Here is a 22,096-nt window from a genome sequence, read left to right on the forward strand (position 1 = left end):
AGCGTATCGGAAGTCCCCGCGCGGGCCCGGTGCAGTCGCGACCTACGCGCACTCACCGATGGATGCCATCGGAATTTCTCCTGGAGTTTGCCGAAACGAATACGGCACGGCAACAAAGCGGCTTCAGGTCGGGCGGGCCGCGGTCCAGCAGGTGGCGTGCCTGTTGGCGGCGAAGAGGAGAACGAGCAGCGGCAGGGCGAGGTCTATTGCGCTGCGGAGCAGGTTTTCCCGGATCAGGGCGCTCATCTGACCGACGAGGCCGAACAGCGGTGACACCGAGGCGGGGTGGTCGGCGGTGGACCACCAGAAGACGCCGAGGCCGAATTCATAATCGGTGAGCGAAAAGGCAAGTCCGACAATGCCGATGCCGACCGAGACACCCGATGCGATGATCAGTGTGTATCGACCGGTCTCGTCCCGACGCCAGAGTTGGATGCCGCCGAAGATCAGGCCGAAGGCCATCAGGGCCGCGCCGAGTGTGGTGAAGATGACCAGGGAATTGTCGAAGCGGCTGCGATCGCCGATGAAGTCGATCAGCAGCGCGGTACCACCGATCAGATCGGTCAGTCCGCCGAGCACCGCCAGCACCGCGGCGGTCTGCGCGACAGTGCCACTCGGGGCCCGATCCCCACTTTTGTACAGCATCGTCGACGCTCCTCCCCGCTCGTTGCGGACCACCCGATCCTACGGCCGCCGGGCTCGGCTCAGTAGCGTCGCAATCCAGCGCCGCTCGACGGCACGACAGCGGCCGCGATCGGCGCGAGCAGCCCCACCACCGGTTCGCCTGCCTGTCGAAACATCGCCGATGAGGCCGCTCGGCCGGCGCCCGAGTCCCTACCGGGCGGGACCGAATCGCTACAGGCGATATCGCGAAGCGGGGCGTCCGCACAGCAATGTGCGGACACCCACCAATCGATCCCCAGGAGCACGTCGAACTACCGGAGGTTGGCCTCGGCGTAAGCCTTCATCGCGTCGCGCACGAATTCGGTTGTCCCTTCACCGTGTACGTCGTAGTTGGCCGCGAATCGCGGGTCGGCGACGTACATTTCGCCGAGTCCGGTGAAGTACTCGAAGGACGGCGGGCGCTGGGAACCGCGGCCCACCCAGTCGTAGTGCCGCGCGACGATGGCCTGGACCTCGTCGCTGTCGGGGGCGAAACCGGCCGCGTGCGCCCGGCCGTAGTCGGCGGCGATATCCAGGTGGGTCCGGAAGTGCGCCTTCCTATCCGCCTCGCCGAGCGAACGCCACCAGCGGTCGCTGCGCTCATAGGCGTCCTTGCCCCAGCGTTCGATCACCTCATTCTTGTACCGAGTGTGGTCGAAACCGTCGAAAACCTCTGCTGCCATGAGTTGTTCACCTCGTTCCGTCTTGTGCAGCGTGTTGGTCACCGACTCGATCTGGCGCCGGATCCGATCCTGTTCGTGCCGCAGCAGTTCCAGGTGTGTGCGCAGCGCGGCGGCGGCATCCTGCTCGCCCGCGAGAACGTCGGCGATGACCGGAAGGCCGAGGCCGAGTTCGCGCAGTAGCAGGATGCGTTGCAACCGAACCAGGGAGTCCTGGTCGTAGAAGCGGTAGCCGTTGGCGCCGATCCGGCTCGGCGGCAGCAGCCCGAGCTGCCCGTAGTGGCGCAGTGCACGGCTGGTGGTACCGGCCGCCTTGGCCAGATCCTGGATGGACCATTCGGTGCCCGATGTCATGACCTGTCCTCCCTTCTTTCTCGTCGGTACAACCAGCTTGCAAGTTGACGTGACGTCAAGGTCAACCCATTTCGACCTGGACTTTCTAACGGACTCCCACCGGCGCGCGACGCTCGGTCACCGCGGGCGCGACCCGTGGCTTGGCGACCACCTGGCCGAGCAGAGTGCCGCCGAGCGCGATGACGAGTCCGAGCACCTGCAGCGGGCTCAGCGCCTGGCCCAGTGCGATCCAACCGATCAGCGCCGCCGAGACCGGGCTGAGCAGTCCGAGGAATGCGACCGAGGTGGCGGGCACCCGGGAGATGCCGCGGAACCAGAGGAAGTACGCCAGCGCCGTGCCGATCACGCCGAGGTACAGGTAGCCGCCGATGGCCGAACCGTCGAGCGCGGGCGGGGCACCCTCGATCAGGAAGGCGAGCGGTGCGATGAACAGGCCACCCGCGGTGAGCTGCCACCCGGTGATCGCGAGCGGTCCGACGCCTTCGGGCCGACCCCAGCGCTGGGTGAGCACGGTGCCCATTGCCATGGACGCCGCGCCCGCGAGTCCGGCGATGACGCCGACGGTGTCGAGTTGGGCATTGGCCCGCAGCACGACGAGCGCGACACCGAAGACACCGATCAGACCGGCGATCATCTTGCGCCCATTGGGCTTTTCGGCGAGTACGACGGTCGCGAAGGCCAGCGCGAACATCGGGGCGACCGCGCCGAGCACTCCGGCCACACCGCCGGGCAGCCGGTACGCGGCCAAGAACAGCAGCGGGAAGAACGCGCCGATATTGAGGACACCGAGTGCGGCGACGCGACCGATCCAGACCCCGCGCGGTAGTACGCGGGTGATGGCGAGCAGCGCGAGCCCGGCGGGCAGTGCACGCATCAGCGCGGCGAAGAGCGGACGATCGGGCGGTAGGAATTCGGTGGTCACGGCGTAGGTGGAGCCCCATGCGATGGGGGCGAGCGCGGCGAGCGCCAGGGTACCGGCGGACGAGTTACGCGCGGTCATTTTTGTCACGTTGGTCGCTCCTAATTGATAATATCAACGTTGAAATATCTACTAGTTGGCTTACCCCACCGTCAAGTAGATGAATGTTAAGATAATCACTATCGAGAGGAGTGCTGTGGCCGACGCGATCGATCTCTTCACCCAGCACTGGGGCCAGGAGCGGCCGGACGTCGACGTGTCACCGATGGCGGTGATCGGACGCATCCAGCGACTGTCCCGCCTGCTGGAGCAGGACATGAAGAAGTTCTTCGCCGGACACGGAGTGGAGTTCTGGGAATTCGGCATGCTCATGACCCTGCGCCGCTCCGGCGGCAGCGATGGACTCACCGCAGGCGCACTCAACCAGGTCGCCATGCTCACCTCGGGTGCCATCACCAACCGCATCGACCGCCTCGTCGCCAAGGGCCTGGTCGAGCGCGCCCCATGCGCAGAAGACCGCAGGGCGATCCGTGTCAAATTGACCGCAGCGGGCCGCACCCTGATCGACGAGCTGCTGCCTTTGCACATGGCCAACGAGCACCGCCTACTCGCCGCCCTCGACGATCAGGACCGCAGCCACCTCGCAGAACTGCTGCGCACACTGGCCGAATCGCTGGGCGATACCACGTCGTCCTGATTCGACGTCCGCGATACCCAGAACTCCTGTCGCGCAAGCGGAATCGCCGACCCGGCACCATCACGGCAATCGGGAGAAGTCGCGGCACCCGGCGAGCCGACGGCACCGGCCCGACGGGACTCCGGACGCGATCAGAGCTCTTCGTTCAGCTGCGATTCCTGGCTCGGCGGCCCACCCGATGGGATCGCGGGGGTGGGTGCCGGCGGGGTGGGGGTCGATGCGGTTGGGGCGACGGTGGTCCCGGGTGCGGACGAGCCTTCCGGCGCGATGCCGTTCGGCACTGCGGAATATCCCAGCGACATGGCATTTTCGGGATCGGGCGCGCCACCGGGCAGTACGCTCACGGGAGCGACATCGGCGCCGGGCACCACACTCTCCGACACGACATCGCCGCCAGGCACCACACTCTCGGACACGACACCGCCGCCAGGCACCGCGATGTTGGGCAGGGTGTTGGCGCTGGGCATTGCGCCTTCGGGCGAGCCGTTCGCAGCGCCCGACAGCGCGCTCTCGGGCGATATGTCGCCGCCGGGCAGGAGGTTTTCAGGTGCGCTGTCTGCGGTACCGGGCAGCGCGGCTTCGGGCGAGCCATGCGTACCCGATGGCACGGCGGATCGGTTATTTTCCGGCGACACGGTGACACCCGGCTTGCCTTCGTGGTTTCCAGGCACGGTGACACCCGGATCACCTTCGTGATTTCCAGGCTCGGTGCCGCTCGGTGTGCTCTCGTGTGAATCCGGCACCAGTTGCATGAGCGTGGTGAAGTCGACGACCCGGGCACCGAGCGTGGGCGTTGCGATAATGACGCCGTTGGTGAAAAGCCGGTAGGTACCCTCGTTGTGGGGTAGCGCCAGCTCGGGGCCGAGCGGCTGACCGACGGCGCTGCTCGCGCCGCCCAGCCGGCGGTATTCGGCATCGATCGGAGATTCGGCCACGAGGGTTTGTTTGCGCGGATCCACGGGCGTACCGGCACCGACCACCGCAGTGCCGAGTTCGGCGGGTGTGGGGCCGACATCAAAGGTGTAGATATCGGCTGGTTGCCCACCGTCCGGTGCGGCGGAGTACTCCGAACGCAGGATCCGGCCGTCCCGCAAAAGCACGGTCCCCGCGGTCGAGGCGATGGCATCGACCACGCGTGGGTCCTCCTTGGCGGTACCGGGATACACCTGGCAGTCGGTGTTATCGCAAGTCTGCGCGTACGGGTAGCGATGCTCGGCCAGCGCGTACGAACGCGCCGCGATCGCTTGTGCGCGAATGGCTTCCGTCGCACCCTCATCGACCCAGTTGGCCTGTACTTCCGCCGGGACGACGCCGAGCAGATAGTCCTCGACATCGACGCGATTCACCGTGCGCGCCTCGCCGTTGTCCATCGCGACACCGAGTGAGCCGCGATATGCCGAACCGCCGCACAGCGTCAGATGTTCGGCGGTGGGGCGGTTCGGGCGCGGGTTGAGGGGATAGATCCACGGGTCCGAGGTCGTGGTCTGCCACAGCACCGCACCGTCGCAGCCGGCCGTGACAACCACCTTCGCACCGCCGTCGGGCAGCGCGGCGAGATGCGCGGCTTGGCCGCGCGGCAGCTTTTGGCCCGCGACTCGCAATCCGGCGTCGGCATAGACGTCCAACGTCGAGTCGTCCTGGGCTAGCAGCCGCACCCCGACGGTGGTCGCCGAGATTTTGCCGGGCGTCGCACCCGGGTAGTAGTGGTCGAGGATCCGCTCGGCGGCCCAGCCTTCCAGGGCGCTGTCGAATGCGCCGACCTGACTCATACCGCGCCCGTGACCCGGTCCGGCCAGGGGCCGGACGAGGGTGTCGGTCGGCCAGGCCCAGCACGCGAGAACGGTCCCGGCCAGCGCCGCAGCACCACCGGTGACCAGTATCGGAGGGATGGATATCGGACTTCCCGATATCCATCGCCTGCGAATTCGTCCGCACGGCACACTCGTTTTCATCCGCAATTTTCGCTCCCCCGCGTCGTGTCATTCCGGTGCCGTTTGCTTCGCATCCGTTCACTCCCACGGTTTTCCAGGACCCGATCGGTTCGATACCTGTCGGCATGTCGTGTCATCCGGTCGCAAATCGAGAGCTATATTCGGGCAATCATATAATCCTCAACTAGAGGTTTAGATTTGTGACAGCTGTGAACTAGTGTGATAGTTGATGCATCGGGAAGCAACCCTGACATTCATGCAAATGATCGCTCGGTTCGACCTGATTGGAGATGCTCGTGCCGTACCGCAAACCGAAACGTTCCTACGTGCTCCCGGTTGTAACCGCACTCGCGGTAGCGGCTCCGCTCGCGTCTCTCACGCCGCGCGACTCGACCGATTACCGCTCGACAACTGGTAGCGAGCTTGCCGCAATCCCAGCGCAATTGGCCGAGGTGGTCCTCACCACGGTGCCCGACATCACCCTTCCGCTGCGCGAACTCACCGGTCTCGACCTGCCTGATCTGCATCTTTCGGATCTACGCATGCTGCCGATCCCGGAATCCATACCGGTACCACAAGGTTTGCCGCTGCCACCCGGTGTCGAGCTACCGAAGGAAATTCCACTACCCAAGCTCGATCCCGGCCAGAGCGCACCCGGCCGATCGCTGCCCGGTCAATACCGTCCTGACCAGTCGCTCCCCGGCCAGAGCGCCTCTGCCCAATCGCTACCCGGCCAAACCGCTCCCAGCCAGAACCTCCCCAACCAATCGGTTCCCAACCAATCGCTTCCCGACCAGAGCACCCCGGGCCAGGGCACCTCCGGCCACACCGCACCAGGTGGATCGAACCCAGCCCGAACCGTTCCAGGTCAAACCCCCTCCACAGCCCATGGCACCACCTCCGGTCAACCGAGCCGATCCACAGCCGCCACTTTCATCGCCGACCCCACCCAGGTCGAGCCCGACGTCACCCCCGAGACACCGGCATTGTCACCCGGTGCCGTCCCGCTGGAACTTCTCGGCCAGGTCGGCGCGCAGGTCAAGGAAATCAGCCGTGATACCCCGTTCAGTGTCGTCGCATTGACCGGGCACGATCTGGTCGATACGAAGGCGCTGGTCCGGGCCCGTCAGACCGATGGCACCTGGGGGCCCTGGTATGACACCGAGGCGGTCGACACCCGTCGCAACGATCGGGCGACAGGCGGCACCACCGGCACCGAACCGATCTACGTCGGTAATACCAAGTCCGTGCAGATCCTGGTAACCCGCAAGCAGGCCGTGGCGACCACGCCGCGCCCCCCGGTCGCGGGCGATGCGCAGGGCGCCGTGCCGATGTTGCCCACCCCGGCCACCGGACGTTCCGATGATCCGGCCCAGACCGCGGCCGCACTGACGGCCGTGCTCATCGATCCGGGCCGCGGCGCCATCGACGGCGCACTCGACAATGTCGCCGTGGCGCTGCCCGGCGGCGGACCCCATGTCATCTCCCGAGCCCAGTGGGGCGCGGACGAGTCCATCCGCTGCGAGGAACCCACCTACGACGACCAACTCGGCGGCCTGACCGTGCACCACACCGCCGGTCGCAACGACTACACCCCGGCCGAATCGGCGGGCATCGTCCGCGCGATCTACACGTATCACGCAAAGACATTGGGCTGGTGCGATATCGGCTACAACGCGCTGGTCGACAAGTACGGCCAGATTTTCGAGGGCCGCTTCGGCGGACTGGATCGCCCGGTGCAGGGCGCGCACGCGGGTGGGTTCAACGAGAACACCTCGGGCGTCGCGCTGATGGGCAACTACGAATCCGAGGAGCCTTCGGACGAGGCGATCAACGCGATCGGCCGGTTCATCGGGTGGCGGTCCAAGATCGCGGGCCTGGATCCCAAGGGCTACACCACGATGTACTCCGAGGGCACCGAATTCACCCCCTATGCGCAGGGCGAAGCGGTTCGGCTGCCGATAGTGTTCGCGCACCGTGATGTGGGCAATACCAGCTGCCCAGGTGACTCGGCCTATGCCGATATGGATCGCATTCGGGATATCGCGGCCGGAATATCGGCACCGTCGGGCACCTCCTCGAAGCCGCAACAGCAGGCACAGGCGCCGACAACCCAGCAACCGCAGATGCAGACCACCCCGCAGACCCAGACCGACATCGCCACACTGGCCGCACTCACGGCCAAGCTGCTCGGCATGGTGAGTCAGAATGCGATCGCCAGGCATTGGGCCGATACGGGCGGTCCGGATGGTCCGCTCGGCGCAGCCGCCTCGGAGCCGCTGCCCGCCGCGCGGGGGCAGCAGTACGCGAAGTTCGTCAACGGGTACGTCTACACCGGCCCGAATGGTCAGCTGTTCGAGGTGATGGGTGCGATCCTGGATCGCTTTCTCGCCCTCGGCGGCGATGGCGGCGTCCTCGGACTGCCGATGAGCAACAGCTATCCGGTGCCGAACGGGCTGCGCGCCGACTTCGAGTACGGCTCATTGATTCTCAACGAACTGACCGGCATCGTCAGCACCGTCTGGACGGCCTACACCGACACCTACCAACAGCAGGTCGAGCGCAACCCGGCCGGTGCGGGTGCCGGCGCACCGGAGCCGGCACCCGCACCGGCCGGCTGATCGCACCCGCAACCGAGCCCGACGCCGTGCGTTCAGACCCACCAGCGCTCGAGCACTTGCGCCACACCGTCTTCGGAGTTCGCCCCCGTGATCTCGTTCGCGGCGGCAATCGCCTCCGGATGCGCATTGGCCATCGCGACGCCGTGGCCGACCATGGTCAGCATCGGCACGTCATTGGGCATATCACCGAAGGCGATGATCGCCGAATGTTCGAGACCGAGGCGTTGAGCCACAGTGGCCAGACCGGAGGCTTTGGTGACGCCGGGGGCGGAGAGCTCGATCAGGCCGTGGTCGGTCGAGTAGGTGATATCGGCGCGGTCACCGATCAGCGGTGCGAGGACCGCGCGCATATCGGCGCTGGAGGTGCCACGTAGTCGAACCAGCATTTTGATCGCGGGCGCGTCGATGACCTCGGCCCGCGAGACTTCGGTGTCATCCGGATTCAGCCAGGCATGTTCGTATTCCGGCGAACTCACGAACTGCGGCGTCACCGCGTCGTGCGCACTGGCGCCGACGCGTTCGGCGGCGAGGCCACAACCGGGCAGCGCGCGTTCGGCCAGGTCGGCGATCCAGGTCAAGGTGTCCACGTCCAGGGTCCGGCTGGCGAGCACGCGGTCAGCGGCGCTGTCGTAGATCACCGCGCCATTCCCGCAAACGCACAGTGGCGCGTAACCCAATCCCTCGACGACCGGTTCGATCCAGCGCGGCGGCCGTCCGGTGGCGAGTACGAACGGCACACCATCGGTGATCAGGGCAGCCACGGCCGCCTTGGTTCGCGCGGTTACCCGCTCGTCGTGATCGATGAGGGTGCCATCCACATCGGTGGCAACCATCTTCGGCTTGGGCAGGTGCAGGCGCGTCACCTATTCCATCCTGCCGCAAGACCATCTCGGCGAGGTCGCGGCCATCATTGCGACGGCGGTCGACGCCACTGGGCGTCGGCGGCCTTCGGTATCGGATCGGACTGCCGCTGCGCCGGATCCGGCGGCGGCGAATCCGGCGCCGGCGGCGGATTCGCCCCCCACTGCGGCGGTGGGCCCGCCTGATCGGCACCTGCCTGCGGATACGGCTGCGCAGCGGACGGACCATAGTGCGGATAGGGCGGATAGGGCGTCGGCCCGGACGGATATCCCGCGGGTGGCATCGCAGGCCCGGACGGATACCCGACTGGTGGCACGGCCGGTCCGTACGGGTACCTCGCCGCGGGTGGTACGGCCACGGGCCGATAGTTGAGCCAGCGCGTCGTCGAGGGCACCAGGGCGAGTACCGCGGTGGCGATCGGGAAGATCAGCCCGAACAGACCACCGATGCCGCCGCTGATTTCGGCCGCGCCACCGCCCGAGGTCGTATAGCGCAGGGTGATCGCGTACTCCGCGATCCCGGCGATCACCACCACCGCACATCCGGCCACGACAAGCACCCGACCGAGCGGGCGCCTGGTGAACATCAGCACCGCGCCGACACCGAGTAAGAAGGCCGTGACCAGCGCGATCGAACCGATGACCAGCATGTATGTCTTGAGCCAGCTCTGCGCGAACAGGCCGGTCGAGTCGTATTCGGCGAGATCGGTGGCAAAGTCGGTGAGCCCGAGCACGATGTTGAATCCGCCGCCGAGCAATTGACCCGCACTGCCGACACTGGCCAGCACGCCGGCCGTTATCGCGGTACCGCCACCGGGTGCGGGTGCCGGAGCCGGTGGATAAGGCTCATATTGTGGATAACTCATAAGGTCCCCCTTCGAGCGCGGAACAGCCTGGACGCGCCGTTGTCGACAGAATAAAGGACATGCCGATCTCACGCGTGTCACGCACGCTCGCACGCACGTCCTTATGATCGGGGACTAATACTCGATGCTGGCCCGACCAGCCGTAAGACCAGAGGACTGATGACCGGCTTCCTGCTACGACGCGCGTTCAATTATGTCGTGCTGCTGCTGCTGGCTTCGTTCCTGACGTTCAGTCTGGCGTCGCTGACGTTCACGCCGCTGGATAGTCTCGAACAGCGCAATCCACGTCCGCCGCAGGCGGTGATCGATGCCAAGGCCGAACAGCTGCATCTCAACGAGCCGATCCCACAGCGCTATATCAGCTGGCTGAAGGGTATCCCGCAGGGTGACTTCGGCCAGACGCTGGCCGGGCAGCCGGTCAGCGAGGAACTGCCGCGACGGGTGCTGGTCAGTCTGCGGCTGCTGATCATCGGTTCGGTCGTCGGTACGGTGCTCGGGGTTCTGATCGGGGCGGCGGGGGCGATCCGGCAATACAAATTCAGTGATTACTTCACCACGGTCGTGTCCCTGCTGGTGCTGAGCACGCCGGTATTCCTGCTCGCCACGTTGTTGAAATACGGCGCACTGGAGGTGAACACGCTCACCGGATCGCAGATCTTCCTCTATACCGGTGAGACCTCGGCGAACAAGATCAACGGCTTCTTTCCGCAATTGCTCGACCGCCTCCAGCATCTGGTGCTGCCGACGGCCGGTCTGGCCCTCGGCGCGATGGCCGGTTACAGCCGCTACCAGCGCAATGCCATGCTCGACGTGCTGCAGAGCGATTTCATCCGCACCGCCCGCGCCAAGGGTCTGACCCGCACCAAGGCGCTCTACAAGCACGGCCTGCGGACCGCGCTGATCCCGATGGCGACGCTGTTCGCCTACAGCCTCGGCGGATTGATCACCGGCGCGACCTTCACCGAGAAGATCTTCGGCTGGCACGGTGTCGGGGAATGGCTGGTCAATTCGATCAATGCCCAGGACCTCTACGTGGTCGTCACGGTGACGGCATTCGCCGGTCTGGTGGTCCTGGTGTCGGGTCTGCTCTCCGATGTCGTGTACGCGATTCTCGACCCCAGGGTGCGTGTGGGATGACCGAAGCCGAGATCATCGTCCAGGGGGCGCCGCAGGTCGCCGCCACCGGTCGGCGCAGGCTCGTCCTGCGCCGCTTCCTGCGCAACAAGGCCGCCGTCGCCGGTGTGATCGTGCTGCTGGTCCTGGTGCTGCTCGCCTATGTGCTGCCGTACTTCTGGACCTGGGGCTATCAGGAACTCGATGGCACGGCGCTGCGTAAACCGCCGAGTGCGAAACACCCGTTCGGCACCGACGCCATCGGCCACGACGTCCTCGCCCAGACCCTGCGCGGCATGCAGAAATCGCTGATCATCGGCTTCTGTGTGGCCATTATCAGCACCACCATCGCGGCGCTGACCGGTTCGATCGCCGGGCTCATCGGTGGTTTCACCGATCGTGCCATCATGTGGCTGGTCGATCTGCTGCTGGTGGTGCCGAGCTTCATCATCGTCGCGCTGTTCGCGCCGAAGACGAAGGGCAGCGGATCCATCCTGCTGCTGATCCTGCTGCTGAGCGTATTCGGCTGGATGATCAGTGCGCGCATCGTGCGCGGCCTGACCATGAGTCTGCGTGAACGCGAATTCGTCAAGGCCGCACGCTATATGGGCGCACCGACCAGAACGGTGATCCTGAGCCATATCCTGCCGAATATCGCCTCGATCCTGATCATCGACACCACGCTGTCGGTGGGCGCGTCGATCATGGCCGAAACCGGTTTGAGCTTCCTGGGATTCGGTGTGCAGTCGCCGGATGTCTCGCTCGGCACGCTCATCGCCTCGGGCACCGCCTCGGCGCTCACCTTCCCCTGGCTGTTCATGTTCGCCGGTGGGCTGCTGATCGTCATCGTGCTTTCGGCGAATCTGGTCGGCGATGGATTACGTGACGCATTCGATCCCAGTGCCAAACGGGCTCGCTCGCGCAAGAAGGCTGGGTCGGAAAAGAAGGTAGGACCATGACGGACCCGGCGGAAAATCTCGCCATCGACAAGAACTCCACCGCGCCGCTGTTGGAGGTCTCCGACCTGCGAGTTTCCTTCCCCAGCGAAGAGGGCCGCATCGAGGCGGTGCGCGGGGTGAACTACACCGTTTCCGATGGCGAAGTGCTCGCCATTGTCGGCGAATCCGGATCCGGTAAGTCGGTGTCCTCGCTCGCGGTGATCGGATTGCTGCCGGAGCAGGCACGGATCAACGGTTCCATCCGGCTGCGTGGCCGCGAACTGCTCGGGCTCGGCGATCGCCAACTGTCCAAGCTGCGTGGACGTTCCATCAGCATGGTATTTCAGGACCCGCTCTCGGCGCTGACGCCGGTGTATCGGGTCGGCGATCAGGTCGCCGAAGCCCTGCTCGCACATACCGATATGACCAGTCGAGAGGCCTCGGCGCGCGCCGTCGAACTGCTGGATCTGGTCGGTATTCCGGAACCGGAATTGCGCGCCAAGGCATTTCCGCACGAGTTTTCCGGAGGTATGCGCCAGCGCGTGGTCATCGCCATGGCCATTGCCAATGACCCCGCGCTGATCATCTGTGATGAGCCGACCACCGCACTCGATGTGACGGTGCAGAAGCAGATCCTGAATCTGCTGCGCAAGGCCCGTGACATCACCGGCGCCGGTGTCATCATGATCACCCACGATATGGGTATCGCCGCTACGCTCGCCGATCGAGTGGCGGTGATGTATGCCGGGAAGATCGTCGAAACCGCACCGGCCACAGAGCTTTTCGCCATACCGCGGATGCCGTATACGGTCGGGCTACTCGGCTCGATTCCGCGCATGGACGGTCCGCCGCGCAGCCCGCTGATCCCGATCGTCGGCGCACCGCCGGCTATGCATGCCCTGCCGCCCGGCTGCTCGTTCGCACCGCGGTGCCCCATCGCCATCGATGATTGCCGTGCGGCCGAGCCGCCGTTGGAGAAGACCGGCCCGGGCCATTCGGCCGCCTGCATCCGCACCGCGGAGGTCACCTCCGCCGATCTCTTCGAGGCCTACCGCCAGGAGATTCCGGAGCCGAGCGCCGAAGCCGATACCGATGAGCGGGTGGTGTTGCGGGTTGCGGATCTGGTGAAGACCTATCCGATCACCTCGGGTGTGGTGTTCAAACGCCGCAAGGGTGAGGTCCGCGCGGTCGACGGCATCAGCTTCGAGGTGCGGGCCGGGCGCACATTGGCGCTGGTCGGCGAGTCCGGATCCGGAAAATCCACCACCCTCACCCAGATTCTCGACCTGGTGCGGCCACAAGCGGGCACCATCGAGATCATGGGCAGCGATATCGCGACCCTGACCAAGGCGCGCAAGCGGGAGATCCGCCGGAAGATGCAGATCGTGTTCCAAGATCCGACGGCCGCACTCGATCCGCGGCTGCCGATCTTCGATGTGCTCGCCGAGCCGATGCGTATCGATGGCCGGCCCCGCACCGAGATCGCCAAACGGGTACCGCAGTTGCTCGAACAGGTGGGTCTGCGGCCCGAACACGCCGACCGCTATCCCGCCGACTTCTCCGGCGGCCAGAAACAACGCATCAGTATCGCCCGCGCGCTGGCCCTGGATCCAGAGATTCTGGTGCTGGACGAACCGGTGTCGTCACTGGATGTATCGATCCAGGCGGGTGTGCTGAATCTGTTGCGCAATCTGCAGACCGAACACGGTCTGTCCTACCTGTTCGTCTCGCACGATCTTTCGGTGGTGCGCAACCTCGCCCACGATATCGCGGTGATGTATCGCGGGAAGATCGTCGAGGCCGGGCCCGCCGAACAGATCTTCGACCGACCGAGTAACGACTACACCCGGGCGCTGATCGATGCGGTGCCGGTGCCGGTCGTCAGCCGATAGAAAGAGACCGCGATGCGATCGAGAACCCGAACCACGTGGGCGGCACCGATTGTCGCACTCGGACTGATCGCGGCGGGCTGCGGTTCGGGCGCCGATTCGACGGCGGGCCTGTCGGATACGCTCGGCACCACCAACGACATCAATTCCAAGAGCGTCGACGAGGTCCGCGACGGCGGGAACCTGCGCCTCGCGACCACGACATACCCGGCCAACTGGAACACCCTGTCCAACGACGGCAATGACGGCGAAATAGCCGATATCGAACGGCCGCTGATGCCGCGCTCGTTCGACACCGATGCCGCGGGCCGATTGTCCATCAACAAGGACTACTTCACCGATATCGCGCTGACCAACACCAACCCGCAGCAGGTCACCTACACGATCAATCCACAGGCGGTCTGGTCCGACGGCAATCCGATCACCTGGGAAGACATCGAATCCGAGGCCAATGCGCTCAGCGGTAGGGATAAGCGGTTCCTGATCGCCATCACCAATGGCTTCGAATTCGTGGACAAGGTGGAGCGCGGCGTCGACGATCGCCAGGCCGTCCTGACCTTCAGCCACCCCTACACCGAATGGCGTGGCCAGTTCGCGGGCAATGCCTCGCTGTTCCCGAAATCCGTCACCGCCGACCCGGATTCGTTCAACAAAAGCCTCGCCGACGCGATGGGCCCGAGTGCCGGACCGTTCCAGGTCGTCGCCACCGACCGGTCACAGGGCCGAATCGTATTGGGCCACAACCCGAAATGGTGGGGCGCCAAACCCAAGCTCGACACCATCACCTACAGCGTGCTCGACCACTCCGCTTGGACGGCGGCGCTACAGAACAATGAACTCGACCTGGTGCAGTTGACCACGGTCGACGACGTCCAGACGGTGCGCAATACCGGCGGCCTGGCGGTACGCCGCGCACCGGGTAATCGGTGGCGCCACATCACCTTCAACGGCGCGCCGGGATCGATCCTTTCCGATCCGAAGGTGCGCGTCGCGATTTCCAAGGCCATCGATCGGCAGGCGATCGTCAGCGCGATTCAGAACGGGCTGGTGGAGAATCCGAAGCCGCTGAACAATCACATCTTCCTGCAGGGTCAGGCCGGCTACCAGGACAACAGCCTCGGCTTCGACCCGACCGCCGCGGCGCGCGAACTCGACGCGGCGGGCTGGAAGCGCACTGGCGATGTGCGAGAGAAGGACGGGCGCAAGCTCGTTATCCGCGATGTCATGTACAACGATCCGACCTGGGTGCAGATCGCCCAGATCATCCAGCGCAATCTCGCCGAAATCGGTGTGGGCCTGACTATCGACACCAAGCCCGGTGCCGGTTACTTCACCGATGTCATCCAGCCCGGTGATTTCGATGCCGCACAGTTCATCTGGTCCGGTGATGCGTTCGCGTTCAGCAGTATTCGCCAGGCGTACTACTACGACCCGAACGACCTGCAGGGCAATTACGCCCGCATCGGTTCGCCGGAGCTCAATGCCCTTATCGATCGCACCCTGTCGGAACTGGATCCGGCGAAGGCGCTGGAACTGGCGAACGAGGTGGATCGCAAGGTGTTCGAGGAGGGTCATTCGCTGCCACTGATGCAGAGCGACGGCAGCTTCGGCGTCCGCGCGAATCTCGCCAATATCGGTTCCCCCGGCCTCGCATCCTACGACTACACCAAGATCGGATTCGTGAAATGACAACAGCACGTAGCGCCCGACAGCGCCGGGTGGGAATACGGATCGCGGCACCCGCCGTCGCCATCGCGCTGATTCTGTCCGGGTGCGGATCAGGCGACGCCGTGACGGCGGGTTCCAGCTCGATCGGCACGGCCAACGACATCAATCCCAAGGATGCGAGCGAACTGCGCGACGGCGGGAATCTGCGGCTGGCGCTGACGAATTTCCCGGCGACCTTCAATGCCTCGCATATCGACTCCGACGGTGACGTATCCGATCTGGTCGGGTGGGCGCTGCCCGGCTCGGTGCAATCCGACGCGGCGGGCAATATCACCACCGACACCAACTACTTCACCGAGATCAAACTCACCAATACGAATCCGCAGACCATCGTCTACACGATCAATCCCAAGGCGGTCTGGACCGACGGGACGCCCATCACCTGGGAAGATCTGAAATCCCAGGCCGAGGCGCTCAGCGGACGCAATCCGGCCTTCCAGGTGGCGGCAACCCAGGGCTACGCGCAGATCGGCACGGTCGAACGCGGTGTCGACGACCGGCAGGCGATCGTCACCATGGCCCAGCACTATGCCGAATGGCAGGGCCTGTTCAGCCCGTTGTACCCCAAGGCATCGACCGCGACCCCGCAGGCCTTCGACGACGTCGACCGCAATGGGCTGCCGGTTTCGGCGGGGCCGTTCATGATCACGTCGATCGATAAGGCGCAGCAGCGCATCGTATTGGGCCGCAATCCGAAATGGTGGGGTGATACGCCGAAGCTGGATACGGTCACCTACAGCGTGCTCGACTACTCCGCCCGGCTGAACGCACTGCAGAACAACGAACTGGATTCGGCGTCGGTCTCGGGCATCGATGAGGTCAAGGCCGCCTCGAACGCGCCCGGCATCAAGGTGCGTCGCGCACCCGCGCTGCGGTTCTCGCACTTCACCTTCAATGGCGCGCCCGGCTCGATCCTCGCGGATCCGAAACTGCGCGTTGCCATTTCGAAGGGTATCGACCGGCAGGCCATCGCGACCTCGGCGCAGCAGGGTGTCGTCGTCGACCCCAAGCCGCTCGACAACCACATCTTCATGGTCGGCCAGAAGGGCTATCAGGACAACGCGGCATCGGTGGCCTACAACCCCGACCAGGCCGCCAAAGAACTCGACGACCTCGGGTGGAAGCTCAACGGTGACGTCCGGGAGAAGGACGGCCGCAAGCTGGAAATCCGCGATGTGATGTACCAGCAGGAGAGCTGGGTGCAGATGGCGCAGATCGCGCAGCAGAACCTGGCGAAGATCGGCGTCAAACTGATCATCCAGACCTACCCGGGCAATGGGCTCTTCACCGATGTGGTCGACCCGGGTAACTTCGATATCGTCCAATTCACCTGGAGTGGTGGCATTCTCCCGCTCGGCGCACTGCCGCAGATCTACGCGTTCGACCCGGCCAATACGCTGAGCAACAAGGGCAAGATCGGCTCGCCCGAACTGAACGCCCTGATCGAGCGGACGATTTCCGAACTGGATCCGGATAAGGCCATCGAGCTGGCGAACGAATGCGACAAGATGATCTTCGATGAGGGCTTCTCGCTGCCCATCGTGCAGTCCCCGGGCACCGTGGCGGCGCGCGAGGGGTTGGCCAATTACGGCGCCTTCGGTCTGGCATCGGTGGACTACACCAAGGTGGGGTTCGAGAAATGAGATTCGCGGTAGCCGTCGCCGTTCCCGTTGTCGCCCTCGGACTGATCGCAACCGGTTGCTCCGATAACAGCATTATCGCCGGCACGGTCGATATCGGCAGCACGAACGACATCAACCCGAAGGATCGCGGCGAACTGCGCGACGGCGGGAATCTGCGGTTGGCGCTGAGCTCGTTCCCGGAGTCGTTCAACTATCTGCATGTCGACGGCAGTACCGACAGCACTGCCTCCGTTATCAATCCGACACTGCCGTCGCCGTGGATAAGCAACGCGGCCGGCGAGCTGACGGTCGACCACAATTACTTCACCGATATCAAGCTGACCAATACCAGCCCGCAGCAGGTCACCTACACGATCAACCCGAAGGCCGTGTGGTCCGACGGCACCGCGATCACCTGGGAGGACCTGCGTTCGGAGGCCGCCGCGCTCAGCGGTAAGGATCCCGGTTTCCTCATCTCGTCGGCCAGTGGATTCGACCGGGTCGCCAAGGTCGAACGCGGTGTGGACGATTCGCAGGCGATCGTTACCTTCGACAAGCCCTACGCCGAATGGCAGGGCCAGTTCTCGCCGCTGTATCCCAAAGCGGTCACCGCGAATCCGGAGGCATTCAGCAATCTCGACCGCGACGGTATGCCGGTCAGTTCGGGGCCGTTCATCATCACTTCCATCGATCGGGCGCAGAACCGGATCACCCTGGGGCGCAATCCGAAATGGTGGGGTGATACGCCCAAACTCGACACCATCACGCTGAGCGTGCTCGATGATTCCGCGGTGCTGCCCGGCATCCAGAACAACGAGATCGACTATGCGTATATGTCCGGGATCGAGAATGTGACCGGTGCGCGGAATTCGAAGAATGTGGTCATCCGGCGCACACCCGAACCGAGCTGGTCACATCTGACCTTCAACGGCGCACCCGGTGCGCTGCTGTCGGACCCGCAACTGCGGATTGCCATCTCGAAGGCGATCGATCGGCAGGCACTGGTGAGTGCGGCCCAGAACGGTGTCGTCGATAATCCGACACCGCTGAACAACCACATCTATATGAAGGGCCAGAAGGGCTACCAGGACAATTCGGCGCCCATCGCCTTCGATCCGGACGGGGCCGCGCGAATGCTGGACTCGCTCGGCTGGAAGCTCAACGGCGACGTCCGCGAGAAGGACGGCCGCAAACTGGAATTGCGCGATGTGATGTACCAGCAGGAAGCCTGGGTGCAGACCGCGCAGATCGTGCAGCAGAACCTGGCGCGGGTCGGGGTCGAGATGACCATCCAGACCGTTCCCGGCAGCGGGTTGTTCAAGAATATGATCGATCCGGGCAACTTCGATATCGCCCAGTTCAGCTGGGGCGGTAGTGTTCTGCCCCTGGGCGCGCTGCCCCAGATCTACGCCTACGACCCGGCGAATCTGATGGGCAATAAGGCCCGCATCGGATCCCCGGAACTGAACGCGCTGATCGAACAGACCATTGCCGAACTCGATCCGGCGAAAGCCATCGAACTGGCGAACAAATGCGATCAGATGATCTTCGCCGAAGGCTATTCCGTGCCATTGCAGCAGGCCTCGGGCACCTACGCGGTCCGCGATAACCTCGCCAACTACGGCGCCTTCGGCCTCGCCACCCCCGACTACACCAAAGTCGGCTTCCTGAAGTGAAATTCGGACCGGGCCACCCCCTGGCCTATCCGGTCTGCGTGACGATCGCGGCCCTGGTTGTCTGCCTGGCCTGGGCGCCGTTCGGCGACCTGGACCAGGTGGCGGCGTTGGCGGTCGTCGCGGTGGGCATTGTGGGCTATACGGGTGTTCAGCTCGCCCGGGCATTGGGCCGGCTGCCGAATGGGCTGACAGACATCGGCCCGCGCCGGGTGGACCGCACGGATCCGTCTCGCGGCGAAGGCGACCGGGATTCGCCTGGCAACGTCGGCGCGCACTTCGACGCCGGCAGCCGGAGTTCGGATACCGGCAGTAGCGGCGTGGAACGGGGGGATACCGCGCGCACGGTGGAGATCAAGCGGGTGCGCCAGCAACATCGGCTCGTCAGCCGCAGCTGGCTCGAGATCACCGAGAATTATCGAACTCGCTGGCTGCCGGTATTTTTCGAGCCGGCACTGCTCGCCATGACCGAGACCGAAGCCGAGGTGGCCGACCGATCAGTCGACACCGCCACCCTGCATTTCTATCCATCCGGAAAGGCACGCACCGGCGAACCGCCCGGCCGCCTGATCGACAACCCCTCCCGCCCGGATCCCGACGCCCCGATCCTCGCCACCGACTCCGCCCGCATCCGCCGCCGCCTCCTGCTCGACGCCCAGTCCACCGTCGCCGCCCCCTTCGTGGCCCTGATGTGGGTCTACGTCGCCGCCGGCGGCTTCACCGCGTTCGTCGCCGCCACTGCCGTGGCCGCCGCCACCACCATCTGGCTCTCCGCGATCCGCGGCTCCGACCCCAGCTGACCTGTCCGTTCCGCGTCGAGTTTGCGGACGGCGGGGTGCCTGACCTCGAATCCGAAGAATTGCCCTGACCAATTCGATGGTCTCGCCGGGGTTGCCGTCTTCGGGTCATCGTTACGGCCATCTCAGGGGAACCCATTCCAGCTCCGGTAACCCGCCCTGCCCTAGCAACCAGCGGTTACCAGCCCGCCGCGCTGACGGCACCGATGCTGTTCGGCGGCGGGGACAACCGCTCGTGTTACCCCGTCCAGGCGGGCTGCTGACACGACATCAGGTTCGATCCGGCCTGACTGCGGCTTACTCTGTTGCGGCAGAACGACACACGGGTTCGCACAGGCCCGATGCCCGCACTCTTCTGCACTCACCCCGGAAACGCCAGATCACCAATGCAGGCGACTTCGAACATTCACAAGTGCCGAGCGGACAGTGATCTGCATGAGTTCACGGTAGCGCCTGTGCGGGATCTATCCGGTTGGTAGTGAACCGGCTGCTCGCGTCGTGATCGTGGGTCGGGACAATGGTCACCGTGTGGCGGGCCAGGTGTAGCCGGTGCAGCGTCTTGAAGGTGGCGTCGCGGTCCACGTCGACGAAAAGGCCCGGGTAGCTGGACTTCTGGCGAATATCGTCGATTTGCAGGTAATGCCAGGCGGCATCGCCTGCAAGCAGCACCCAGCCGCTTTCGGTGTGGCACAGGATCCCGATGCTGCCCGGGGTATGACCGGCCAGATCGACAAGCACCACACTGCCGTCGCCGAACAGGTCGCGGCTGCGGGTGAAGGTGAGCACCGGTGGTCCGTCGAGGTCGAACTGCTCGAGCGGGCGGTCGCGCAGAGAATCGCGCACGCCGCCGACCGGAGCGACCGCCCCGCCGGTGATCCAGCGGTGTTCGTCGCTGTGCACGTGAACCGGCAGGCCGGGGAAGTCGAGCAGGCCGCAGACATGATCCCAGTGCGTGTGTGTGGGCAGTGCGAAACCCGGTGCGGGAAGCTGAGGTTCGCGCTGCAGGGCGGTGACCGTCGCGATGGTGTCGGCGGGTGGCTGGACCGCTACCCGCAGGATCGAGGGAAGCTGCGCGATGGCCCGGTACTCGGCGTCGAGGCAGAAGCTCGGATCCACCAGGAAGGTGGCCTCCGGGTGCTGAACGACGAACGAGGTAAGTGAATTGCGAATCTGCCTCGGATCGAACCGTCCCTCCACGACCATGGGCGTCGGCACCGTACGCGGCACCTGCTCCAGGGTCGTGATCTTGACCGTGCGCTGCGCGGCGGGCAGCCCCGCATCGGCGATCGACCGCAGGAAACGCTCGTCGGGCTTGCGCGGCCGCACCATCCCGCGCACCAGACCCGTCGCGGCGGCACAGCATTCGAACACACTCGGACTGCGAACTGGTTCTGACATGGAGGCACGCTAATACTTGATGTCGACATGAAGTCAAGGAGGCGATCGTGACCACCGTATCGGACCTACGCATCGGCGACGCTGCGGCGATCCTCGGTATCGAGGCCCACGTCCTGCGCCATTGGGAATCCGTCGGCCTACTCCACCCACCCCGCACCCCTTCCGGCCACCGCACCTACAACCAGCAAACCCTCGACATCGCCCGCCTGATCCGCATCCTCCAACGCACCGGCCTCTCCCTCGAACAGATCCGCGACTTGGGTACCAGCACCTGTGACGCCCGCGCCGCCCTCATCGAGGCCAAACGCGCCGAAATCCGTGCCCGCATGGCCCTGCTCGAAGCTACCGACGGGTTCCTGGCCCACCTCACCACCTGTAGCCACCCGGTGATCGCCGACTGCCCCGAATGCTCGGAGTTCAGCCGCCTCGAACCGAGCACATACCCCGGACGGCAATCCAGCACCAGCGCACCACCATCGGCGTGCGACCGCGGCGTGGTCTGACCACTTGACCTCCTGACCTATTGGGCGGAGAGTGGCGATATGGCGTTGCAACCTGTGGTGAAGCGGTCGGTAGCTGGCGATGTGTTCGAGCAGATCGCGGCGGATGTGCTGAGCGGGGAGTTGACACCCGGTGCGACGCTGCCCAGTGAACGACAGTTGGCGGAGGCGTTGGGGGTTTCCCGGCCCGCGGTGCGGGAGGCGCTGCAGCGGCTGGCGGCGGCCGGACTGGTGGCGGTGCGGCAGGGGGATGCGACCACTGTGCTGGATTATCGGCGCGGGGCCGGGCTCGAGGTGTTGCCGCGGCTGCTGGTTCGGGCCGGTGAGCTGGACCCGAAGGTCGCGCGCAGCATTCTGGAGGCCCGGCTGCACAATGGGCCCAAGGTGGCCGAACTCGCGGCGATCCGGCTCGGCGAAACCGAGTCCGCCACCGTGCGCGCCGCCTTGGATCGCACCGTCGAAGCGCTTGCCGCCGAACAGGATCCGATCGCGCAGCAGCGGCATGCGATGCAGTTCTGGGATCACGTCGTCGACGCCGCCGACTCCATCGTTTTCCGGCTGATGTTCAACATGTTGCGCGCCGCTTATGAACCCGCGCTCGCGGCGCTGGCCCCGATCATGTCCGCCGAGGTCGGCAATGTCGAGGCCTATCGAAACCTGGCCGCCGCCATCGAGTCCGGTGCGCCGGAGCAGGCTATGAGCACCGCTCGGGTGCTGCTCGAACCGGCCACCACGGCCCTGATCGAAGCATTGGAGGGCACCGAAAACATCGGACGCTGACAGCGAATTCGTGATCCGGCGTCGCCCGATCCCGGATCACCGCAGCGGTTCGGAATATCGCTCGACG

Annotated in this window: 18 protein-coding genes; 11 read left to right on the top strand and 7 right to left on the bottom strand. The window is 65.1% G+C overall.

The annotated features are described in order from the left end of the window. Positions 1–123 precede the first annotated feature (123 nt). From ACW2Q0_RS19425 to ACW2Q0_RS19435, 3 genes are all read right to left on the bottom strand, one after another. Positions 124–645: a hypothetical protein gene (locus ACW2Q0_RS19425; protein WP_457192079.1), complete on the bottom strand. Its 522-nt coding sequence runs from the start codon at positions 643–645 to the stop codon at positions 124–126. A 290-nt stretch (positions 646–935) separates the two neighbouring features. After that, the gene (locus ACW2Q0_RS19430; protein ID WP_457192081.1) at positions 936–1,697 is read right to left on the bottom strand and encodes a MerR family transcriptional regulator; all 762 of its coding nucleotides are present in this window, start codon (positions 1,695–1,697) and stop codon (positions 936–938) included. Between the two features lie 85 nt (positions 1,698–1,782). Continuing rightward, positions 1,783–2,697, bottom strand: coding sequence for an EamA family transporter (locus tag ACW2Q0_RS19435; RefSeq protein WP_457192128.1), 915 nt, complete (start codon positions 2,695–2,697; stop codon positions 1,783–1,785). Between the two features lie 115 nt (positions 2,698–2,812). Here ACW2Q0_RS19435 and ACW2Q0_RS19440 point away from each other — a divergent pair, with 115 nt between their 5' ends. Beyond that, positions 2,813–3,313: a MarR family winged helix-turn-helix transcriptional regulator gene (locus ACW2Q0_RS19440; RefSeq protein WP_457192083.1), complete on the top strand. Its 501-nt coding sequence runs from the start codon at positions 2,813–2,815 to the stop codon at positions 3,311–3,313. 131 nt (positions 3,314–3,444) lie between these two features. Here the strand turns inward: ACW2Q0_RS19440 and ACW2Q0_RS19445 are convergent, their stop codons facing one another. Continuing rightward, complete coding sequence (locus tag ACW2Q0_RS19445) at positions 3,445–5,082, bottom strand: SpoIID/LytB domain-containing protein (protein WP_457192085.1); 1,638 nt, start codon at positions 5,080–5,082, stop codon at positions 3,445–3,447. A gap of 488 nt (positions 5,083–5,570) precedes the next feature. Between ACW2Q0_RS19445 and ACW2Q0_RS19450 the strand changes: the two genes are divergently transcribed. Next, positions 5,571–7,865 carry an N-acetylmuramoyl-L-alanine amidase gene (locus tag ACW2Q0_RS19450; protein ID WP_457192087.1) on the top strand — a complete coding sequence of 765 codons (2,295 nt, stop codon included), beginning with the start codon at positions 5,571–5,573 and terminating at the stop codon, positions 7,863–7,865. Positions 7,866–7,897: 32 nt separating this feature from the next. On the opposite strand, the gene ACW2Q0_RS19455 is transcribed toward ACW2Q0_RS19450, so the two are convergent. Next, positions 7,898–8,698 (bottom strand): HAD family hydrolase, encoded by an 801-nt coding sequence (locus ACW2Q0_RS19455; RefSeq protein ID WP_457192130.1) that lies wholly within the window; start codon positions 8,696–8,698, stop codon positions 7,898–7,900. Between the two features lie 74 nt (positions 8,699–8,772). Next, the gene (locus ACW2Q0_RS19460) at positions 8,773–9,591 is read right to left on the bottom strand and encodes a hypothetical protein (protein WP_457192089.1); all 819 of its coding nucleotides are present in this window, start codon (positions 9,589–9,591) and stop codon (positions 8,773–8,775) included. A 159-nt stretch (positions 9,592–9,750) separates the two neighbouring features. Between ACW2Q0_RS19460 and ACW2Q0_RS19465 the strand changes: the two genes are divergently transcribed. From ACW2Q0_RS19465 to ACW2Q0_RS19495, 7 genes are read left to right on the top strand one after another with little or no spacing between them, the layout of a single operon-like run. Continuing rightward, complete coding sequence (locus tag ACW2Q0_RS19465) at positions 9,751–10,728, top strand: ABC transporter permease (protein ID WP_457192091.1); 978 nt, start codon at positions 9,751–9,753, stop codon at positions 10,726–10,728. Beyond that, positions 10,725–11,663, top strand: coding sequence for an ABC transporter permease (locus tag ACW2Q0_RS19470; protein WP_457192093.1), 939 nt, complete (start codon positions 10,725–10,727; stop codon positions 11,661–11,663). The genes ACW2Q0_RS19465 and ACW2Q0_RS19470 overlap by 4 nt, the downstream gene beginning before the upstream one ends. Further along, positions 11,660–13,534 (top strand): ABC transporter ATP-binding protein, encoded by a 1,875-nt coding sequence (locus ACW2Q0_RS19475; RefSeq protein WP_457192095.1) that lies wholly within the window; start codon positions 11,660–11,662, stop codon positions 13,532–13,534. The genes ACW2Q0_RS19470 and ACW2Q0_RS19475 overlap by 4 nt, the downstream gene beginning before the upstream one ends. Before the next feature lie 12 nt (positions 13,535–13,546). After that, positions 13,547–15,220, top strand: a complete 1,674-nt coding sequence (locus ACW2Q0_RS19480; protein ID WP_457192097.1) for an ABC transporter family substrate-binding protein — start codon at positions 13,547–13,549, stop codon at positions 15,218–15,220. Then, on the top strand, positions 15,217–16,902 hold the full coding sequence (locus ACW2Q0_RS19485; RefSeq protein ID WP_457192100.1) for an ABC transporter family substrate-binding protein: 1,686 nt from the start codon (positions 15,217–15,219) through the stop codon (positions 16,900–16,902). The genes ACW2Q0_RS19480 and ACW2Q0_RS19485 overlap by 4 nt, the downstream gene beginning before the upstream one ends. Continuing rightward, positions 16,899–18,557 carry an ABC transporter family substrate-binding protein gene (locus ACW2Q0_RS19490; protein ID WP_457192102.1) on the top strand — a complete coding sequence of 553 codons (1,659 nt, stop codon included), beginning with the start codon at positions 16,899–16,901 and terminating at the stop codon, positions 18,555–18,557. The genes ACW2Q0_RS19485 and ACW2Q0_RS19490 overlap by 4 nt, the downstream gene beginning before the upstream one ends. 38 nt (positions 18,558–18,595) lie before the next feature. After that, a complete protein-coding gene (locus ACW2Q0_RS19495; protein WP_457192104.1) occupies positions 18,596–19,354 on the top strand; it encodes a hypothetical protein in 759 nt (252 codons plus the stop codon). Positions 19,355–19,792: 438 nt separating this feature from the next. Here the strand turns inward: ACW2Q0_RS19495 and ACW2Q0_RS19500 are convergent, their stop codons facing one another. After that, positions 19,793–20,749, bottom strand: a complete 957-nt coding sequence (locus tag ACW2Q0_RS19500; protein WP_457192106.1) for an MBL fold metallo-hydrolase — start codon at positions 20,747–20,749, stop codon at positions 19,793–19,795. Positions 20,750–20,796: 47 nt separating this feature from the next. On the opposite strand from ACW2Q0_RS19500, the gene ACW2Q0_RS19505 reads away from it, so the two are divergent. Both ACW2Q0_RS19505 and ACW2Q0_RS19510 read left to right on the top strand, forming a co-directional pair. Further along, positions 20,797–21,252, top strand: coding sequence for a MerR family transcriptional regulator (locus tag ACW2Q0_RS19505; protein ID WP_457192108.1), 456 nt, complete (start codon positions 20,797–20,799; stop codon positions 21,250–21,252). 39 nt (positions 21,253–21,291) lie between these two features. Then, positions 21,292–22,029, top strand: coding sequence for a FadR/GntR family transcriptional regulator (locus tag ACW2Q0_RS19510; RefSeq protein WP_457192111.1), 738 nt, complete (start codon positions 21,292–21,294; stop codon positions 22,027–22,029). Positions 22,030–22,096: the final 67 nt, after the last annotated feature.

The organism is Nocardia citri (assembly GCF_054065835.1).

Excerpts from the sequence above, each read along its gene's own strand:
- ACW2Q0_RS19485 (WP_457192100.1), top strand. The coding sequence starts at position 15,217 with ATGACAACAGCACGTAGCGCCCGACAGCGCCGGGTGGGAATACGGATC.
- ACW2Q0_RS19470 (WP_457192093.1), top strand. The coding sequence starts at position 10,725 with ATGACCGAAGCCGAGATCATCGTCCAGGGGGCGCCGCAGGTCGCCGCC.
- ACW2Q0_RS19475 (WP_457192095.1), top strand. The coding sequence starts at position 11,660 with ATGACGGACCCGGCGGAAAATCTCGCCATCGACAAGAACTCCACCGCG.
- ACW2Q0_RS19460 (WP_457192089.1), bottom strand. The coding sequence starts at position 9,591 with ATGAGTTATCCACAATATGAGCCTTATCCACCGGCTCCGGCACCCGCA.
- ACW2Q0_RS19435 (WP_457192128.1), bottom strand. The coding sequence starts at position 2,697 with ATGACCGCGCGTAACTCGTCCGCCGGTACCCTGGCGCTCGCCGCGCTC.
- ACW2Q0_RS19445 (WP_457192085.1), bottom strand. The coding sequence starts at position 5,082 with ATGAGTCAGGTCGGCGCATTCGACAGCGCCCTGGAAGGCTGGGCCGCC.
- ACW2Q0_RS19465 (WP_457192091.1), top strand. The coding sequence starts at position 9,751 with ATGACCGGCTTCCTGCTACGACGCGCGTTCAATTATGTCGTGCTGCTG.
- ACW2Q0_RS19500 (WP_457192106.1), bottom strand. The coding sequence starts at position 20,749 with ATGTCAGAACCAGTTCGCAGTCCGAGTGTGTTCGAATGCTGTGCCGCC.
- ACW2Q0_RS19425 (WP_457192079.1), bottom strand. The coding sequence starts at position 645 with ATGCTGTACAAAAGTGGGGATCGGGCCCCGAGTGGCACTGTCGCGCAG.
- ACW2Q0_RS19490 (WP_457192102.1), top strand. The coding sequence starts at position 16,899 with ATGAGATTCGCGGTAGCCGTCGCCGTTCCCGTTGTCGCCCTCGGACTG.
- ACW2Q0_RS19480 (WP_457192097.1), top strand. The coding sequence starts at position 13,547 with ATGCGATCGAGAACCCGAACCACGTGGGCGGCACCGATTGTCGCACTC.
- ACW2Q0_RS19510 (WP_457192111.1), top strand. The coding sequence starts at position 21,292 with ATGGCGTTGCAACCTGTGGTGAAGCGGTCGGTAGCTGGCGATGTGTTC.
- ACW2Q0_RS19455 (WP_457192130.1), bottom strand. The coding sequence starts at position 8,698 with ATGGTTGCCACCGATGTGGATGGCACCCTCATCGATCACGACGAGCGG.
- ACW2Q0_RS19430 (WP_457192081.1), bottom strand. The coding sequence starts at position 1,697 with ATGACATCGGGCACCGAATGGTCCATCCAGGATCTGGCCAAGGCGGCC.